Origin of the sequence: Microbacterium sp. MPKO10 (assembly GCF_026107415.2) — a bacterium.
In the GTDB taxonomy this organism is placed as follows: Bacteria; Actinomycetota; Actinomycetes; order Actinomycetales; family Microbacteriaceae; genus Paramicrobacterium.
Window position 1 is genome coordinate 444,628 of record NZ_JAPCHX010000001.1, and the last position, 16,059, is coordinate 460,686.

18 protein-coding genes are annotated in these 16,059 nt (G+C 64.3%); 8 read left to right on the forward strand and 10 right to left on the reverse strand.

All coding sequences use genetic code 11. The features are described from left to right. The first annotated feature begins 20 nt into the window (after nt 1–20). Nucleotides 21–992: a helix-turn-helix transcriptional regulator gene (locus OK352_RS02090; RefSeq protein ID WP_265139735.1), complete on the forward strand. Its 972-nt coding sequence runs from the start codon at nt 21–23 to the stop codon at nt 990–992. Between the two features lie 42 nt (nt 993–1,034). Next, on the forward strand, nt 1,035–1,376 hold the full coding sequence (locus OK352_RS02095) for a PH domain-containing protein (RefSeq protein ID WP_265139736.1): 342 nt from the start codon (nt 1,035–1,037) through the stop codon (nt 1,374–1,376). Between the two features lie 13 nt (nt 1,377–1,389). Here OK352_RS02095 and OK352_RS02100 read toward each other — a convergent pair whose 3' ends face one another. Continuing rightward, nucleotides 1,390–2,169: a formylglycine-generating enzyme family protein gene (locus OK352_RS02100; RefSeq protein ID WP_265139738.1), complete on the reverse strand. Its 780-nt coding sequence runs from the start codon at nt 2,167–2,169 to the stop codon at nt 1,390–1,392. Nucleotides 2,170–2,558: 389 nt separating this feature from the next. Here OK352_RS02100 and thrS point away from each other — a divergent pair, with 389 nt between their 5' ends. After that, nucleotides 2,559–3,794 carry a threonine--tRNA ligase gene (gene thrS, locus OK352_RS02105; protein ID WP_265139739.1) on the forward strand — a complete coding sequence of 412 codons (1,236 nt, stop codon included), beginning with the start codon at nt 2,559–2,561 and terminating at the stop codon, nt 3,792–3,794. A 48-nt stretch (nt 3,795–3,842) separates the two neighbouring features. On the opposite strand, the gene OK352_RS02110 is transcribed toward thrS, so the two are convergent. Both OK352_RS02110 and OK352_RS02115 read right to left on the reverse strand, forming a co-directional pair. Beyond that, nucleotides 3,843–4,625, reverse strand: coding sequence for an IclR family transcriptional regulator (locus OK352_RS02110; RefSeq protein WP_265140254.1), 783 nt, complete (start codon nt 4,623–4,625; stop codon nt 3,843–3,845). Beyond that, on the reverse strand, nt 4,625–4,861 hold the full coding sequence (locus OK352_RS02115) for a hypothetical protein (RefSeq protein WP_265139740.1): 237 nt from the start codon (nt 4,859–4,861) through the stop codon (nt 4,625–4,627). The genes OK352_RS02110 and OK352_RS02115 overlap by 1 nt, the downstream gene beginning before the upstream one ends. Nucleotides 4,862–4,949: 88 nt before the next feature. Between OK352_RS02115 and OK352_RS02120 the strand changes: the two genes are divergently transcribed. Then, entirely contained in the window at nt 4,950–5,978 is a 1,029-nt protein-coding gene (locus OK352_RS02120) for a zinc-dependent alcohol dehydrogenase (RefSeq protein WP_265139741.1), read from the forward strand. Then, the gene (locus OK352_RS02125; protein WP_265139742.1) at nt 5,975–6,724 is read left to right on the forward strand and encodes an SDR family oxidoreductase; all 750 of its coding nucleotides are present in this window, start codon (nt 5,975–5,977) and stop codon (nt 6,722–6,724) included. The genes OK352_RS02120 and OK352_RS02125 overlap by 4 nt, the downstream gene beginning before the upstream one ends. Before the next feature lie 55 nt (nt 6,725–6,779). Here the strand turns inward: OK352_RS02125 and OK352_RS02130 are convergent, their stop codons facing one another. The 5 genes from OK352_RS02130 to OK352_RS02150 all read right to left on the reverse strand — a co-directional run bounded on the left by OK352_RS02130 (nt 6,780) and on the right by OK352_RS02150 (nt 11,659). Beyond that, entirely contained in the window at nt 6,780–7,892 is a 1,113-nt protein-coding gene (locus OK352_RS02130; protein ID WP_265139743.1) for a bifunctional 2-methylcitrate synthase/citrate synthase, read from the reverse strand. Nucleotides 7,893–7,942: 50 nt separating this feature from the next. Further along, a complete protein-coding gene (gene prpB / locus OK352_RS02135; RefSeq protein ID WP_265139744.1) occupies nt 7,943–8,842 on the reverse strand; it encodes a methylisocitrate lyase in 900 nt (299 codons plus the stop codon). Next, entirely contained in the window at nt 8,842–10,365 is a 1,524-nt protein-coding gene (locus OK352_RS02140) for an MmgE/PrpD family protein (RefSeq protein ID WP_265139745.1), read from the reverse strand. The genes prpB and OK352_RS02140 overlap by 1 nt, the downstream gene beginning before the upstream one ends. Before the next feature lie 16 nt (nt 10,366–10,381). After that, nucleotides 10,382–11,062 (reverse strand): GntR family transcriptional regulator, encoded by a 681-nt coding sequence (locus OK352_RS02145; protein WP_265139746.1) that lies wholly within the window; start codon nt 11,060–11,062, stop codon nt 10,382–10,384. A 90-nt stretch (nt 11,063–11,152) separates the two neighbouring features. After that, nucleotides 11,153–11,659 (reverse strand): CGNR zinc finger domain-containing protein, encoded by a 507-nt coding sequence (locus tag OK352_RS02150; RefSeq protein ID WP_265139747.1) that lies wholly within the window; start codon nt 11,657–11,659, stop codon nt 11,153–11,155. A 73-nt stretch (nt 11,660–11,732) separates the two neighbouring features. Here OK352_RS02150 and OK352_RS02155 point away from each other — a divergent pair, with 73 nt between their 5' ends. Both OK352_RS02155 and OK352_RS02160 read left to right on the forward strand, forming a co-directional pair. Continuing rightward, nucleotides 11,733–12,593: an alpha/beta fold hydrolase gene (locus tag OK352_RS02155; RefSeq protein ID WP_265139748.1), complete on the forward strand. Its 861-nt coding sequence runs from the start codon at nt 11,733–11,735 to the stop codon at nt 12,591–12,593. A 113-nt stretch (nt 12,594–12,706) separates the two neighbouring features. Further along, nucleotides 12,707–13,699: a malate dehydrogenase gene (locus OK352_RS02160; RefSeq protein WP_265139749.1), complete on the forward strand. Its 993-nt coding sequence runs from the start codon at nt 12,707–12,709 to the stop codon at nt 13,697–13,699. 171 nt (nt 13,700–13,870) lie between these two features. On the opposite strand, the gene OK352_RS02165 is transcribed toward OK352_RS02160, so the two are convergent. Together OK352_RS02165 and OK352_RS02170 are read right to left on the reverse strand one after the other, a co-directional pair. Beyond that, nucleotides 13,871–14,110, reverse strand: a complete 240-nt coding sequence (locus OK352_RS02165) for a toxin (protein ID WP_265139750.1) — start codon at nt 14,108–14,110, stop codon at nt 13,871–13,873. Then, entirely contained in the window at nt 14,107–14,370 is a 264-nt protein-coding gene (locus OK352_RS02170; protein ID WP_265139751.1) for a ribbon-helix-helix domain-containing protein, read from the reverse strand. Before OK352_RS02170 ends, OK352_RS02165 begins: the two co-directional genes overlap by 4 nt. A 514-nt stretch (nt 14,371–14,884) precedes the next feature. Here OK352_RS02170 and OK352_RS02175 point away from each other — a divergent pair. Further along, nucleotides 14,885–16,057, forward strand: coding sequence for a type I restriction-modification enzyme R subunit C-terminal domain-containing protein (locus tag OK352_RS02175; protein WP_265139752.1), 1,173 nt, complete (start codon nt 14,885–14,887; stop codon nt 16,055–16,057). Nucleotides 16,058–16,059 lie beyond the last annotated feature (2 nt).

Consider the following 16,059-nt stretch of genomic DNA (forward strand, 5'->3'; position numbering starts at 1 on the left):
ATAGGAACGAGAATGGAGACATGGCCGAAACAACGTCACGCACGCTCGATCTGCTCTCGCTGTTGCAGAGTCACCGCCACTGGTCGGCGCGCGAACTTGCTGAACGACTCGAGGTGAGCCGGCGCACACTCCGTCGCGATATCGAGCGCCTTCGAGAGCTCGGGTACAGCATTGACGCGACGCGCGGGGCCGTCGGCGGTTACCGCCTCGAGGCCGGAACCGGGCTGCCGCCTCTGCTGCTGAGCGACGACGAGGGCGTGGCGATTGCGATCGGCCTTCGGTCGCAGGCAACTGCGGGACTTCAAGGCGCCGAGCACACAACGGTGAGCGCACTCGCAAAGATCGAGCAGGTGCTTCCCGCCACGCTGCGCCGACGGGTCGAGGCGCTGCAGTCGCACGCCACAGCCTCTCCAGAGCAGGGTCCCCCGGTCGCCGCCGAGCTTCTCGGCCTGCTTGCCCTGTGCTGCCGCGACAGTGAGCGCATTCGATTCGACTACACGGATGCCGCCGGCCGCGCATCCGCCCGGTCAGCTGAACCTCACCGCCTCGTTCCTCTGGCCAGGCGGTGGTATCTGCTCGCCTGGGATCGCGATCGCGATGCCTGGCGCACCTTCCGCGTCGATCGTATCGGCAACCTGTTTCAGACGCGTGTGCGATTCGATCCGCGGCCGCTCGACGAGCGCGAGTCAGAGCAGCTCGTGCGCGACTCTGTTCGCTTCAGATCGACGTCGCTCTCGACAACGCTGCGCATTTCCGCACCTCTTGCCGTTGTCGCCCATGAGCTGGGGTGGTGGGCGCGCGATGCAGTCGCCTCCGGTGAGAACACGACGATTCTGCCCGTCGAAGCCGAAAGCATCGACGCCCTCGTCTCAGGACTCACCTGGATACCGTCTCACCTGCCGTACACCGTCGACGGGCCACCCGAACTGCTCCAACGCCTGCGCCAACAGGCCGAGCAGTTTGCCGCTGCCGCTCTTAACGTGCGTTCGTGACGCGGCACCACTCGCTAGACTCGATCGAATGCGAGGAACACGTTGGATCTAGCGCATTACTCCGGCGAACTGCTCGTCAAGCAGGGCGGTGCGAACCTGCAGCGCGGCGTCGAAGCCGTCGGCGGCAAGCTTATTCTCACCGATCGCCGACTCGTGTTCCGGTCTCACGGCATGAACATTCAGAACGCCGGCGTCGACATTCCTCTCACTGATGTGACCGGGCTCGCCAAGGCGTGGACCAAAGTGTTCGGTGCGATTCCCCTCGTCCCCAACAGCATTGTCGTGCACACGGCGGCCGGCATTGATTTCTCGTTCGTCGTGATGGGCGGCCGCGGCACCTGGATCAGCGCGATTGAGGCCTGTCTGCCGACAGCATCCGCTTAGGCACTCGGCTCGTTCAGCTCAGTAGATCGCGATGCGGGGTCCAGCCGACGGGGAGCGTGCCCCGCACGTCGGCCCGGCGGCGATCTACCTCGGCCGACCACCCCTGCGCGGCGCCAGATCCAGAAGAGCCGACAGCACCGCGGGCAACACGGAAGCCGACGTCGTCGATGACAGCATCCGGAGCGCTCCCCCGCCGCACAGACGCGCGCACGCTCCACGCCGGGTCGGCGAACCCTCCGCCCCGAAGGCTGCGATAGTCCGCGTACCTCGCTGTGTCGGCGAAGTTCCAGCACCATTCCCACACGTTGCCGAGCATGTCGTGCAGCCCGAAGTCATTTGCCGCTTTTCGGGCGACAGGCTGAGGCGAATCCCGCTCATCAAGAATCGTCCACGCAATCTGCGCGAGTTCGCCGTAGTGTGGCCCCGAAATGCCGGCGCGGCAGGCGAATTCCCACTCGGCCTCGGTCGGCAGTCGATACCCCTCAGACGCGACATCCCACCTCACGTGACGACCATCGATCTCATATGCGGGGCGCAGGCCCGCAGAATCCGATGCCCTGTTGCACCAGGCAACGGCATCAAACCAGGTGACCGGATGCTGCGGAACGTGCGCACTCGCGTCGTCGACGTCTCCCTGTCGTGCCGTTTCGTCGAGCGCCACATACTGCCACATCGTTACGGGAGTCGCGGCCAGTGCGAATGGGCGCAGCGTGGCGATGCGAGACGCGCCGCTTCGCGCGTCTCGCATCGCCAGCTCGCCGCCAGGGATCGACCGCATTGTGGGCGGGTTCATGCCGCAAGCCTATGCGCGACGCACGTCCCGGCATCGAGTGTGACGCACGTCGGTCAGCGCGCGAGCCTGAAGAAATCGCGGATGTCCCCCTCTCGGGACTCACCTGGATACCAGCTCACCTGTCCTATTCCGTCGATGGGCCGCCCAAATTGCTCGAACACCTGCGCCAACAGGCCGAGCAGTTTTCTGCAGCCGCTCTCGGCGCTGAAGCGTAAGCGGGTATATGCTTCCATCCATGCAGCTGTTTCAGATTCAGGTCACGACGACGCCGGTATGCTCCGGCGCCGCTGGCCTCTGACATCTGCAGAGTCATATTCGCCCCGGAGTTCACCTCCGGGGCTTTTTGTTGCACCCCCGGATGTTCTCTCTCATCACTGGAGGTAAAACAGATGGACGTCGATCACCGCGATCTCAATCGCACGATGAAGCTTTACTCAACGAGCCCTCTTGCGGGCGCGGGACTTCCCCTCTGGCTGCCCGCAGGCGCCGCCATTCGCTCCGAACTGCAAAAGCTGGCCGAAGATCTTGCGCGCGACGATGGCTGCGTTGGCGTCTACTCGCCGGTCTTGGGGAAGCGCGAGCTCTTCGAGCGTTCAGGGCATCTCGCCAAGTTCGCAGACGACATGTTCCCGCCGATGAGGCTGGGAGGCGATGACGTCATGCTGCGTCCGGCGAACTGCCCCCATCATGCGCTCATCTACGCCGCCGAACGCCATTCGTACCGAGAGCTTCCCCTTCGACTCAATGAGCTCGCATCAATGTTCCGTGCCGAACGCTCCGGCGTGGTCTCGGGCCTCACCCGGGTGCGTGAGATCCATTTGGACGACACCCATGTGTTCTGCCGCCCGGATCAGGTGGCGGACGAGGTGGCACGCGCACTTCGAGCCGCGCTTGAGGCGCAGGCGATTCTCGGGCTTCCCGTGGATGACATTCGCCTCTCGCTCCGAGACGATTCGGATGCCTGGCTCGGCACCGCCGAGCAGTGGAACGATGCCCAGAATGCTCTTCGTGAGGGCGCCAGCCGGGTGCTCGCCTCACGCGGCGCTGTTCTCGTCGAGGCACCGGGCGAGGCGGCGTTCTACGGGCCGAAACTCGATCTGCAGATCCGGAACGATGCGGGTCACGAAGAAACCATCGCCACCGTGCAGCTGGACTTCAACCAGCCCGAACGGTTCGACCTCACCTTCGTCGATGACCATGGCGAAGACAGCCGCGTCGTGATGATCCATCGAGGGACCGTCGGATCCATGGAACGTGTCACCGCCGCGCTCCTCGAACATCACAAGGGGCGCCTGCCATTCTGGCTTGCGCCCATGCATCTCACCGTGATTCCGATCTCTGCTCGCCACGATCCCGCAGCCCGAGCACTCGCTGATTCGGCCGTGGCAGCGGGCCTGCGCGCTCGCGTCGCATACGACGGGTCTCTCGGCGCACGCATCCGCGATGCACGCGACCGCCGCGATTCTGTGTTCGCGGTCATCGGGGACGACGAGATCGCTGATGGCGCCGTCGCCGTCACCGACGTCGCTGCCGGCTATCGCGGTTGCGTGCCGCTCAACGACCTCGTCGAACGCGCACGGCTCGCGCATCAACGTCGAGACACGCAGGTGCACTGGCCACGCTGAAGCGAACTCAAGCGACGGGATGACCTACGTGCCCGCGGCCACACCTCGTCAGGGGTTCGGCGCGCCCAACAATCGTGAGATTTCGTTCGCCGCAGCAACGGCCTGGGGAGCGAACTGCTCGATCGTGGTTCCCGGATGCTCGAGGGCGATCGACGACACCGACAACCCATGAGTGACGGCACCGGTGTGGTCGCGGATCGGCGCGGACACACACACAGTTCCGGGCTCGTTCTCGCTGAAGTCGAATCCGTAGCCGCGCGCACGGATATTCGCGAGCTCCGTTTTCAGCTCATCGGGATCGGTGATGGTGTTCTCGGTGCGCACCGGCAGCCCGACGGTGTCGATCAGATCGGCAAGCTTCTCATCTGACCAGTACGCCAAGACCACCTTGCCCATGCCCGTCGAATGCATCGGGATGCCGAGGCCGACACGTGAGCGCATGCGATACGGCTTCGACGCGTCCTTGCGGATCACATAGACCATCTCATGGTCACTCGCGACGCCGACATGGATGGTGCAGTCGACCTCGGCGACGAGCCGATCGATGACGGGGCCCGCGATCTGCGAGATATCAACGCTTGAGAACGCGCGCCCCGCCAACGAGAGCAGATTCGGCCCGGCGCGGTAGCCGTCCTCGGCATCCCCCGCGATGTATTCCTGCTCAACCAGAATCTGCAGAAGACGGTGCACCGTCGCTTTCGCGAGTCCAGCCGTCTCGACGATGTCAGTGAACCGGGGTTCCCGCAGCGCCGCATCCAGCACTCGAAGCGTCTTCTCGCTCGCCCCGGCGCCGGGGGCGGGGGAGCGATCAACTTTTGACGATGTGTTCATCACATGTTCAATTCTGCCTGGTTCTCACGCATTTCGGAGATCGGAACAGCATCCATGTCGTCAAATGATGGGTTCTCACCGGCCATCGCCCACACAGATGTGTAGTTTGACGAGCCTACGCCCGGGCGCAGCGACTGGGTCGATGAGGACTGTTCCCGCAATTGCGCCGAGCTTTCTCTTGCGCATTGTTCCTCCTCGTTGAGTTGGGCGGCACTTGCACGAGTGCCGTTCTTCATGAGTACTATATGTGAATGGAACCTAGTTCCACCACCCAGAAGTCCAAATTGAACTTAGTTTTATTTTCGCAAGGAGGCGAGAGCGACAATGAGAACCGCCCTGTACCAGGGTGACGGGCAGATCACCGTCGCCGATCGGCCAGCTGCTGCACCGGGACCTGACGATGTTCGCATCGCTGTTGCCTACACGGGCATCTGCGGCACAGACCTGCACGTGCTTCACGGCACCATGGATTCACGGGTGACGGTTCCGCAGGCCATCGGCCACGAGATGAGCGGGACCGTCGAGTCCGTGGGGGCACACGTTTCGCACCTTGCCGCCGGCCAGCGGGTGACGGTGATGCCGCTGCTGTGGTGCGGCGAGTGCGCCGCGTGCACGAGCGGCAACACCCACATCTGCCAGAACCTCGACTTCGTCGGCATCGAGACGCCGGGGGCGCTGCAAGAGCTGTGGACCGTGCCAGCATCCATCGTCATTCCCATTCCCGACGAGGTGCCGCTTCGCGATGCCGCGCTGATCGAGCCGCTCGCGGTGGCGTGCCACGATGTCGCCCGGTCACGACTCGCCGCCGGAGAGACGGCGGTCGTGATCGGAGGCGGGCCGATCGGCCAGCTGATCTCGCTTGTCGCCCAGAGCACAGGTGCGCGTGTGATCGTCATCGAGCCAGCGGGCGAGCGCCGGAGCTTCGCGGCGGCTCATGGCGCGCAGGTCATCGACCCGGCCACCGAGGATGCCGCGGCCCTCGTCGAGCAGGCGACAGGCGGCGCGGGAGCTGACGTCGTGTTCGAAGTGGCGGGTGCCGGGGTCACCGCGCTGACGAGCGTCGACTATGCCCGCGTGCGTGGCCGCGTCGTCATCGTCGCGATTCACGCGCAACCCACCCCCATGAATCTTCATCGTGTCTTCTGGCGCGAGCTCGAGATCATCGGAACCCGTGTCTATGAACGCAACGATTTCGACAGAGCCATCGGTCTGCTGGCTGCGGGGAGCATCGCGGCAGCCGACATCATCACCGACGTTCTCCCCCTCGACCACACTCTCGACGCGTTCCACCGACTTGAGGGCGGCGATGCGATGAAACTGCTGATTGACGTTCGAAAGGATGCTGCCTCATGACCCCCTTTGACCTCACGGGACGAACCGCCGTGGTCACCGGAGCACGCCGGGGCATCGGATTCGGCATGGCTCAGGCGCTCGCCGCCGCCGGTGCCGACATCATCGGAGCCTCGTCGCAGCAAGAGAGCGGCGGGGGCGAGATCGGCAAGCGGGTGCGCGAACTCGGTCGCTCGTTCACGGGGCACGCCGTCGATTTCACGGATCGCACCGCCGTGCAGCAGTTCGGAGCCGAGGTCCGCGACGCGGACATCCTGGTGAACAATGCGGGGACCATTCGCCGCGCCCCCGCCGCAGAGCACCCGCTCGAATGGTGGGACGATGTCATTCAGATCAACCTCTCGAGCCAGTTCGTGCTCAGCCAGATCGTCGGCGGGCACATGGCCGAACGCGGTTCGGGCAGGCTGATCTTCACGGCAAGCCTGCTGAGCTTTCAGGGCGGAGTGTTCGTTCCCGGCTACGCCGCGGCGAAGTCAGGGGTGGCCGGTCTCGTGAGGGCCCTGAGCAATGAGTGGGCGTCGAAGGGCGTCACGGTGAACGGAATCGCGCCAGGCTATATCGCGACGGACAACACAGAAAAGCTTCGTGACGACGCCGAGCGTTCGTCAGAGATCCTCGGGCGCATTCCCATGGGACGCTGGGGCACAGCGGATGACCTCGGCGGAGCTGCGGTCTTCCTGGCCAGTGATGCCGCGGCGTATGTGACAGGTACAGTGCTACCGGTCGATGGAGGGTGGATGGCGCGCTGAGGCCGGGGCGCTGTGCTTCGCGGCACGGCACCCTCGCAGCATCCGGAATCGGCCGCTACCCGACGTGCCGCTCGTCCGGACCGTTGTACGCAGAGAGCGGGCGGATGAGCGAATTGTTCTCCAGCTGCTCGGCGATATGCGCCGTCCAGCCCACGATGCGCGCCGCGACGAACAGCGGGGTGAAGGTCTGCGTGTCGAAGCCCATCAGGTGGTACGCCGGGCCCGACGGGTAGTCGAGGTTCGGCTTGATGTTCTTGCGGTCGCCCATCGCCGCCTCAAGCGCCTCATACAGGTCGAGCATGTCCTGACGGTCGTAGTGCTCCGCGAGTGCATCAAGCGCCTTCTTCATGCTCGGCACGCGTGAATCGCCGTTCTTGTACACCCGGTGTCCGAAGCCCATGATCTTACGCTTCTCGGCCAGCGCGTCGTCGAGCCATTTCTCGGCAGCATCCGCCGTCTTGATCTCCTCGAGCGTGTGCATCACTGCCTCGTTCGCGCCACCGTGCAGCGCTCCCTTGAGCGCCCCGACCGCACCGGTCACCGCGGAGTACAGGTCGGCGAGCGTCGAGGTGATGACGCGCGCCGTGAACGTTGATGCGTTGAATGAATGCTCGGCATAGAGGATCATCGAGACCGTGAAAGCGTGCTCGACGGTGGGCTCCGGCTCGCTGCCGAACGTCATCCACAGGAAGTTCGCGGAATAGCCGAGGTCGTCACGCGGCTCGACAATCTCGTCCCCACGGCGACGGCGCTGATCGTACGCGACGATCGCGGGAAGCTTGGCATAGAGCCGCAGCGCCTTCTTCGTGTTCGCGTCAGCCGAGTTGTCTTCGGCCGACTCGTCGTTGGCTCCGATGACACTGACGGCTGTGCGGATGACGTCCATCGGGTGACACGTCGTCGGCAGCAGGGCGATGGCCTGCTTCACGTTGTCGTCGAGCGCCCGCTGCCCACGCTCGGTGCGCACGAAGTCGTCGAGCTCGGCGTCGGTGGGAAGCTCACCGTTCCACAAGAGGTACGCCACCTGTTCAAAACTGCACGACTCGGCGAGCTCTTGCACGGGGTATCCGCGGTAGAGCAGCGAATTCGTCTCGGGATTGACCTTCGAGATCGCGGTGTAGTCCGCGACAACTCCGGTCAGACCCTTCTTGATGTCGGTGTCGGTCATCATGCTCCTTTGCGTCAGGTGTGACGTGTGCACTCTACGTCGAGAGGGTGTTATTTTTCGACTGTGAAGTTGAATACCGAGGTATCGAATCGGTTATACGACTCGTAGTCGATGAGGTCGTAGAGGTCGGCACGGTGCTGCATGGCGTTGAGCTGGCTGGTGAGAGAGCCCTCGTCGTTCAGCGTGTCTAAGGCTCGGGATGCTGCGCCCATAGCCATACGCAAGAGGGAAACGGGCCAGATCACAATGTTGACGCCGACGCTCGCCAGCTGCTCGGTTGTGAACAGCTCGCTCTTGCCGAACTCGGTCATGTTCGCCAGTACCGGAACGTCGACGGCGCTGCGCACGGCCTCGAACTCTTCGAGCGAACGCATCGCTTCCGGGAAAATCGCGTCTGCCCCGGCATCCACCAGCTTCTTCGCCCGGTCTTTCGCGGCGTCGAGCCCGTCGACGGCGCGAATGTCGGTGCGCGCCATGATTAGGAAGTTGTCGTCACGGCGAGCATCAACGGCAGCACGGATGCGCTTCAGCGCCGTCTGCTCGTCGACGACCTGCTTGCCGTCGAGATGGCCGCAGCGCTTGGGGTTGACCTGATCCTCGATATGGGTGCCGGCCAGCCCGGCGTTTTCCAGTTCCTGGATGGTGCGCGCCACGTTCATGGGTTCGCCGAAGCCGGTGTCGGCGTCGACGATGGCGGGCAGCTCGGTCGTGCGTGCGATCTGACCGGCGCGGCCGGCCACCTCGGTGAGGGTGGTGAGGCCGATGTCCGGCAGACCGAGGTCTGCACTCAGCACGGCACCCGAGATGTAGACGCCGTCGAAGCCCTTCCGCTCGATCAGCCGCGCACTCAGTGGGTTGAACGCCCCCGGGAAGCGCAGAAGCTCCCCCGTCGCGAGACGCTCGCGATACGCGGCGCGCTTGGCGGCAGCATCCGTCTGTGAATAGAGCATCAGAACAGTCCCTTCGTCGCCGGAACCGAAGCGAGAACGCCCGGCTCCACGGTGAATGTGAGCCCGGCGAGTTCGTGCGGTTCGAGTTCGGGCAGCCGCTGAGCCACCTCGAGGAACCGCTCGATCTCGCTCTGCTCCACGACCGGCTCGGCGAGGGTGCGGAACTTCTCAATGTAGTTCGCTCGCGCGAACGGTCGAGCACCGAGCGGGTGCGCATCGGCCACTGCGATCTCATCGGTGATGGTTCGGCCATCGGTGAGCGTGATCTCGACGCGTCCGCCGAACGCCTTCTCGGTCGGGTCGAGCGAGTGGTAGCGACGCGTCCACTCCGGGTCTTCCTCCGTCGTCACGCGCTTCCACAACTCGACGGTGTCGGGGCGACCCGCGCGCTCGGGTGTGTATGAGCGGACGTGATGCCACTCACCGTCTTGCAGGGCAACGGTGAAGATGTACGGAATCGAATGGTCGAGGGTCTCGCGCGAGGCCGTCGGGTCGTACTTCTGCGGATCGTTCGCGCCCGAGCCGATCACGAAGTGCGTGTGGTGCGAGGTGTGGATCACGACGCGCGCGATCGCACCGTCGGCCAGCAGTTCCGGATGCTCGGTGTGCAGCTTGCGGGCCAGGTCGATCCACGCCTGTGCCTGGTACTCGGCCGAGTGCTCCTTCGTGTAGCTGTCGAGGATCGCGCGTTTGGCCTCACCGCGCTCGGGCAGCGGCACCTCGTATGCAGCATCCGGGCCATCGAGCAGCCACGCGATCACGCCGTCTTCGCCTTCCCAAATGGGCTCGGGCGATGTCTGCCCGCGCATGGCCCTGTCGACGGCTTCGATCGCCATCTTCCCCGCAAACGCGGGGGCGTGCGCCTTCCAGGTCGAGATCTGCCCCTTGCGCGACTGCCGCGTTGCGGTCGTCGTGTGCAGGGCCTGGCCGATCGCCTGGAAGATCACGTCACGATCGAGGTGCAGCATCGTGCCCAGACCTGCGGCGGCCGACGGGCCCAGGTGGGCGACGTGGTCAATCTTGTGCTTGTGCAGGCTGATCGCCTTCACCAGGTCGATCTGCACCTCGTACCCCGTGGCAATGCCGCGCACGAGATCACGCCCCGTGCTGCCGACGTGCTGGCCCACGGCGACGAGAGCCGGAATATTGTCACCGGGGTGCGAGTACTCGGCCGAGAGGAACGTGTCGTGATAGTCGAGCTCACGCACGGCGACGCCGTTCGCCCACGCCGCCCACTCGGGGCTGACGCGGCGGGTCTGCTCACGGCCGAACACCGTGGAGCCGTCGCCGCCCACCGAGACGGGATGCGTCAGCGCCTGACCGCGGGCCGCGGCAACAGGGGCCCGAGTGACGGATGCTGCCGCAACAGCCGCGTTGTCGATCACGCGGTTGATCACCATCTCGGTCACGTCGTCTGTGACCTCGACCTCGTCGGCGGCCACCTCAGCGATTGCCCACGCGAGCTGGTCTTCACGAGCGAGGTTCTCGTCGCTGGTATGGGTACGCAGATTGTGAGTTTTCATCGGTGGGTCCCTTTCATCAGGATGCGTCTCTGTCGGCGACCGTCGCAAGCGCATTAGCGCGGCTGAGCCTCAGGTGCACGTGTGTGGCGTGTCCGGCGAGCGCGGCATCGCCGTCGCGGATCGCCTGGCAGATCAAAAGGTGTTCGGATGCTGCGGCACGCAGCCGCTCCGGGTTGCGTCGCGCACTTCGGCGCACGCGCGCGGAGTGCAGTCTGACGCTGCGCAGCGCCTGCTCAAGGTAGCTGTTGTCCACCGCGTTGTCGATGGCAGCATCCAGCTCGGTGACGAGGTCGTAGTAGCGCTGCAGACCGCCCTCGCCACCGTCGACGAGTTCGGCCGCGTGGGCGAAACGCTCGTGCAGGTCGGCGAATACCGCGGGGTCCCGGCGCGTGGCTGCCAAGCGGGCCGCCGTGACTTCGAGTGCTTCGCGCAGTTCATAGAGTGCCGTGACGTCAGCGTCGGCCACTTCGGTGACGACGAGGGCTCGGGCGGACACCGCGGCGACAAGTCCGTCGGCGGTCAACCGGCTGAGAGCCTCTCTCACGGGAGTGCGGGAGTAGCCAAGGCGCGTGGACTGCTCGACTTCGGTCAGTGGGGTGCCGGGCGGGAGTGTCCCCTCGAGGATCTCTTCGCGCAGCGTCTCGTACGCCCTGTCGCTTGCGCGCATCTCACCTCCAGCATCCGTCAATGTATACATTGACTCTAGCAAAGGGGAGGTTTATCCGGAAGATCCCGGAATTTGCAGAGTTATTGTATGCATTGGTCGCCAGTCGTTCCCCCCGGTGCGCTAGCGCGACGACGCCGCTCGCTGCCGCTGGGCGTGGCTTCGCGCCTTCATGCGGTTTCCGCAGGTGGCCATCGAGCACCAGCGGGCGGTGCCGGGGCGGCTGTGGTCGATGAGGAACAGGTTGCACTCCGTATTGGCGCAGGCGCGCAGGCGGCCGGGAAGTTCGCGCGTCACGTCCGACCAGGCCATCACGACACGGGCCGCGAGCCTCTCGTCGGCGGGGGTCTGCAGTTCCCAGGTGATTCCCTCGGGGGTGACGTCGGGCTTCAGCGTCGCCCCGCTCATCACGGCACCGAGTTCGCGGTGCACCTCGGCGCCATCGCGGATCTGCGCCTGAAGCAGATCGCGAACTCGCCGCAGGGTGGCCAGTTCCTCCCTCGTGCCACTCCCTCCGAACGGCGCCACAAGGTCACGCCCGGCTGTACCCCGCAGGCCCTCCGTTCGAACGCCGTCGTCAATCGGGGCGCTGTTCAGCACGGCAAGCAGCAGCTCTTCGTCACGAACCATGAGACCCCTTTCCCGGTCGATACAACCATGCTACATTGTCGCTAACCAGTTAATCTAGTTTTAGGAGTTAGTCATGGCAATCGTCCACCACCGCACCGTCCGCATCGACGACCACGAGATCTTCTATCGCGAGGCCGGCCCGGCCGACGCCCCCGTCTTCCTTCTGCTGCACGGGTATCCGAGCAGTTCGCACATGTTCCGTCACCTCATCCCCGCGCTCGCGGACCGCTACCGGGTGATCGCGCCGGATCACATCGGGTTCGGACGCTCATCGGCACCGTCCGTTGAGGACTTCACGTACACGTTCGACGCGCTGACCGCTGTCACCCGCCGGTTCCTCGACGCCGTGGGCGTGTCTCGGTTCACGATGTACGTGCACGACTATGGCGCTCCGATCGGCTGGCGTCTCGCCCTCGCCGACCCCGACAGTGTCGAAGGGGTCGTCACGCAGAACGGCAACGCGTACGAGGAAGGCTTCGTGCCCGAGTTCTGGGCGCCGATCTGGAATTACGCAGCAGACCCCTCGGAGTCGAACGCAGCAGCCCTGCTGCCCGCGACCGAGCGCGCCGCCGTGGAGTGGCAGTACACGCACGGTGTGCCCGACGCGACGACCGTCGATCCAGACGCGTGGGAGCACGACATCGCACTTCTGGCGCGCCCCGGCAACAATCGCGCCCAGTTGGCGCTGTTCGGCGACTATGTGACGAACCGGCAGATGTACCCCGAGGTGCACGACTGGCTGCGCACATCGCAGGTGCCCGTGCTCGCCGTGTGGGGCAAGAACGACGAGATTTTCGGACCGGCCGGCGCCGAGACCTTCTCGCAGGACTCTGCCAACACCCGGGTCGAGCTCCTCGACGGAGGTCATTTTCTGCTCGAGTCTCACTTCGACGATGTCGTGCGCCTCATCCGCGACTGGCGCGGCGGGTTCTGAACGCGGTCGCTTCCGTGCTCCACGGGCGGCCGTTCTGGCCATGCCCCCGCACAGCACCGTAGGCTGAGAGAGGATGCTGGCGAGCCCCGCCGCCCAACCTGCAAAGGAGCCTCATGACAGCGAACGCCACAACCGTCACCGTCACCGGAGCCGCAGGGCAGATCGGCTACGCACTGCTGTTTCGCATCGCGAGCGGGCAGATGCTGGGCGACGATGTGCCGGTGAATCTGCGTCTGCTCGAGATCCCACAGGCCGTGCGCGCTGCGGAGGGAACGGCCATGGAACTCGATGACTGCGCGTTCCCACTGCTGCGCAGCATCGAGGTCACCGACGATGTTCATCACGCGTTCGACGGCGCGAACATCGCGATGCTCGTCGGTGCGCGGCCCCGCGGAGCAGGCATGGAGCGCGCCGACCTTCTCGAGGCGAACGGCGGCATCTTCGGCCCTCAGGGGGCGGCGATCGGCGAGCGCGCAGCATCCGATATTCGCACGGTCGTCGTGGGCAACCCCGCAAACACGAACGCGCTCATTGCTGCAGCGCATGCCGATGGCGTGCCGGCGGAGCGCTTCACCGCCATGACGCGTCTCGATCACAATCGTGCTGTTGCGCAGCTGGCGCGCAAGACGGATGCTGCTGTCGACGACGTTGCCGGCATCACGATCTGGGGCAACCACTCGGCGACGCAGTACCCGGATCTCAGCAATGCGACGGTGGGCGGTCAGCCCGTGAGCGAGCTCGTCGACGACGCGTGGGTTCGCGACGAGTTCATTCCGCGGGTCGCGAAGCGCGGTGCCGAGATCATCGATGTGCGCGGTGCGTCGTCTGCAGCATCCGCCGCCAATGCGGCGATCGACCACATGCGCGACTGGGTGTTGGGCATGGTTCCCGGGGCGTGGACGTCGGCGGGTGTAGTCTCCGACGGATCGTACGGGGTTCCGGAAGGCCTCGTGTCGTCGTTCCCCGTGATTTCGCGCGGCGGCGAGTGGGAGATCGTTCCGAACATCGACGTCGATGCGTTCTCGCGTGAGCGCATCGACGCCTCGGTCGCTGAACTACTCGCGGAGCGCGACGCGGTGCGCTCCCTTGGCCTCCTCCGCGATTAGCAAGAAAAGACCCGCCCTCACGTGGAGGAACGGGTTGATAAACCGTACTTTACACACTCTCCGCGTGAGATATCGCAAGGCATCTGGCCTTCACGATTGCACTGAGCGAGAATGGTGTAGCGCACTGCAATAACGGCAAGTTCTCGCACGAATACTGAACGAGGTATCCGATTAGGGCAGCAGCTCGATCGTCTGCGGTCGAGCTTTCATTGCGTGAATCACCAGCTCATTGCCGCTGTCGAAGACGAGAACGACCGTCTCCAAGAGTCGACCGCGAGTGTCGAAACCGAGTCGCAATTGACGTGCCGGACTGTTCGCGTCAAGATCCTCGATCCATACCGCCCATGTCGCTGCTTGGATCGCATCCTCGCGGAGAACACCGTGCTTCAACGCCGAGTCATGAACGTTCACGCTACCGACAGGTGAAGCGCTTCACGGATAACTTCTGAGCGTGACTTGCCCTCACGCTCTGCGCGCTCATCGATCGCGGCGATCTCTTCAAGGGTGAGCCGGAGCGCGACGACCTGAGACGGCTCAGCGCCCCGCCCCGGACGTCCGCGACCGCGCTTCTTCAATGCCGCAACATCATAGCCAGCCTCGGCTTCGGCGGCCCAGGCGGCGATCTGCTCCTCAGTGACGGGAACCCCGTTGATCGTCTCGCGCCCACTCATGTCATTAATGTATAACGAAAATACTGACTGAGCAAGAGAGTTCCTTCGCATGGTCAGCTCCCCGGCCAGCAACAGGCCAAGCTCTACGCCGACTGCCTGGAACGGCAGTTCGGCCGCCGATCCGTCGTCTTCTTCACGAACGGACGCGAACACTGGATGTGGGATGACGCGGCCGGGTAGCCGCCCCGCTAGGTCGCTGGTTTCTACACACGGGGCGAGCTCGAACTTGCTGTGTCGCGCCGCCGCACGCGCCAAGAACTGAGCACAGCCCCGACCGATGCCTACGGGCTCGACGAGTGGGATGCTCTGGAATGGGGCGACGAGGAGCCACCCGTCGAAGTGAGCGCCGACGAGGTCAACCGCCTTCTTTTAATGAGGACACCGTCGACAAGGTGATTTCCACGCTCATGAGCGAGGGTCACGCGGTCGCAGGGGGGGCGACAGGCTCGGCGAGACCATCAGCTTCGCCAAGAACCAGCATCACGCAGACTTCATCGCAGACCGCTTCAACGCTATGTACCCGGAACTCGCCGGTCACTTCGCGCAAGTCATCACCCACGGGTATCCCTACGCCCAAAGCCTCATCGACACGTTCGGGGTGACCGAAAAGACTCCGCACATCGCGATTTCTGTCGACATGCTCGACACCGGCATCGATGTTCCTGACGCGGTCAACCTCGTCTTCTTCAAACTCGTGCGCTCCCGGAGCAAGTTCTGGCAGATGATCAGTCGCGGCACGCGTTTACGCCCGGACCTACACGGACCGGGCGTCGACAAAGCAGACTTTCTCGTCTTCGACTTCTGCGGAAACCTCGAGTTCTTCAATCAAGATCTTCCGCCACGCAACGATTCCATTGCGAAGCCACTCGCACAGCGACCCTTCGAGTATCGCGTAAGCCTCGTTCTCGCCATCGACACGCTGCACGCGGATGCGCGGGAAGCACTCGCGAACCTGCGTGGAGACACCGCCCTCATCGGCGTCACAACGATCCCGGTGGTCGCGGAGCACGCCGAGCATCTCGAGAATCTCGCGAGCGACGAATGGTGGGGTGATGTCACGCTTCCCATGCTCGAGAGCGCGCGTAAACGCATCCGGAGTCTCGTTCGCTTCATCGACGTGGCAAAGAGACTGCCTGTATACACCGACTTTGAAGACGAGCTGGGCGATGCCGTCGCTATCGAACTCAAGCATGCGGCGACGGGAACCGACTGGGCACGCTTTCGAGAGAAAGCCGGCGCCTACCTCAGAGCACACGACGATAATCTTGCGCTGCAACGACTGCGCCGCAACAAGCAACTCACGTCTAACGACCTTGAAGAACTCGAACGGATGCTGCGCGAGAGTGGTTCCGGAGACTCCGCTGATCTGGAACGTGCACGCAGCGGCGGCCTTGGTCTCTTCGTTCGTCAACTCGTCGGCCTTGATCGCCAAGCCGCGATTGATGCGTTCGCACGTTACCTCCATGAGGGGCTATTCAGCGTTGATCAGGTGAGGTTCGTGAAGCTGATCATCGACGAACTGACCGCGAGAGGCGTGATCGAGCCGCGTCGGCTCTTTGACCAGGAGCCGTACACGTCGGGGAAGACCAGTGGAATTCTTGCGTACTTTCCCGAGGATGATGTGGAGATTATCATCGGCACGGTCGCGGAGTTCACGGAGCGCACGAAGCCCTCTGGGGTTGCGTGACG

What these genes read in the sequence shown, in the direction of transcription:
- OK352_RS02090 (WP_265139735.1), top strand. Translation starts at nt 21, where the DNA reads ATGGCCGAAACAACGTCACGCACGCTCGATCTGCTCTCGCTGTTGCAG.
- OK352_RS02100 (WP_265139738.1), bottom strand. Translation starts at nt 2,169, where the DNA reads ATGAACCCGCCCACAATGCGGTCGATCCCTGGCGGCGAGCTGGCGATG.
- thrS (WP_265139739.1), top strand. Translation starts at nt 2,559, where the DNA reads ATGGACGTCGATCACCGCGATCTCAATCGCACGATGAAGCTTTACTCA.
- OK352_RS02110 (WP_265140254.1), bottom strand. Translation starts at nt 4,625, where the DNA reads ATGAACACATCGTCAAAAGTTGATCGCTCCCCCGCCCCCGGCGCCGGG.
- OK352_RS02115 (WP_265139740.1), bottom strand. Translation starts at nt 4,861, where the DNA reads ATGAAGAACGGCACTCGTGCAAGTGCCGCCCAACTCAACGAGGAGGAA.
- OK352_RS02120 (WP_265139741.1), top strand. Translation starts at nt 4,950, where the DNA reads ATGAGAACCGCCCTGTACCAGGGTGACGGGCAGATCACCGTCGCCGAT.
- OK352_RS02125 (WP_265139742.1), top strand. Translation starts at nt 5,975, where the DNA reads ATGACCCCCTTTGACCTCACGGGACGAACCGCCGTGGTCACCGGAGCA.
- OK352_RS02130 (WP_265139743.1), bottom strand. Translation starts at nt 7,892, where the DNA reads ATGACCGACACCGACATCAAGAAGGGTCTGACCGGAGTTGTCGCGGAC.
- prpB (WP_265139744.1), bottom strand. Translation starts at nt 8,842, where the DNA reads ATGCTCTATTCACAGACGGATGCTGCCGCCAAGCGCGCCGCGTATCGC.
- OK352_RS02140 (WP_265139745.1), bottom strand. Translation starts at nt 10,365, where the DNA reads ATGAAAACTCACAATCTGCGTACCCATACCAGCGACGAGAACCTCGCT.
- OK352_RS02145 (WP_265139746.1), bottom strand. Translation starts at nt 11,062, where the DNA reads ATGTATACATTGACGGATGCTGGAGGTGAGATGCGCGCAAGCGACAGG.
- OK352_RS02150 (WP_265139747.1), bottom strand. Translation starts at nt 11,659, where the DNA reads ATGGTTCGTGACGAAGAGCTGCTGCTTGCCGTGCTGAACAGCGCCCCG.
- OK352_RS02155 (WP_265139748.1), top strand. Translation starts at nt 11,733, where the DNA reads ATGGCAATCGTCCACCACCGCACCGTCCGCATCGACGACCACGAGATC.
- OK352_RS02160 (WP_265139749.1), top strand. Translation starts at nt 12,707, where the DNA reads ATGACAGCGAACGCCACAACCGTCACCGTCACCGGAGCCGCAGGGCAG.
- OK352_RS02170 (WP_265139751.1), bottom strand. Translation starts at nt 14,370, where the DNA reads ATGAGTGGGCGCGAGACGATCAACGGGGTTCCCGTCACTGAGGAGCAG.
- OK352_RS02175 (WP_265139752.1), top strand. Translation starts at nt 14,885, where the DNA reads ATGTACCCGGAACTCGCCGGTCACTTCGCGCAAGTCATCACCCACGGG.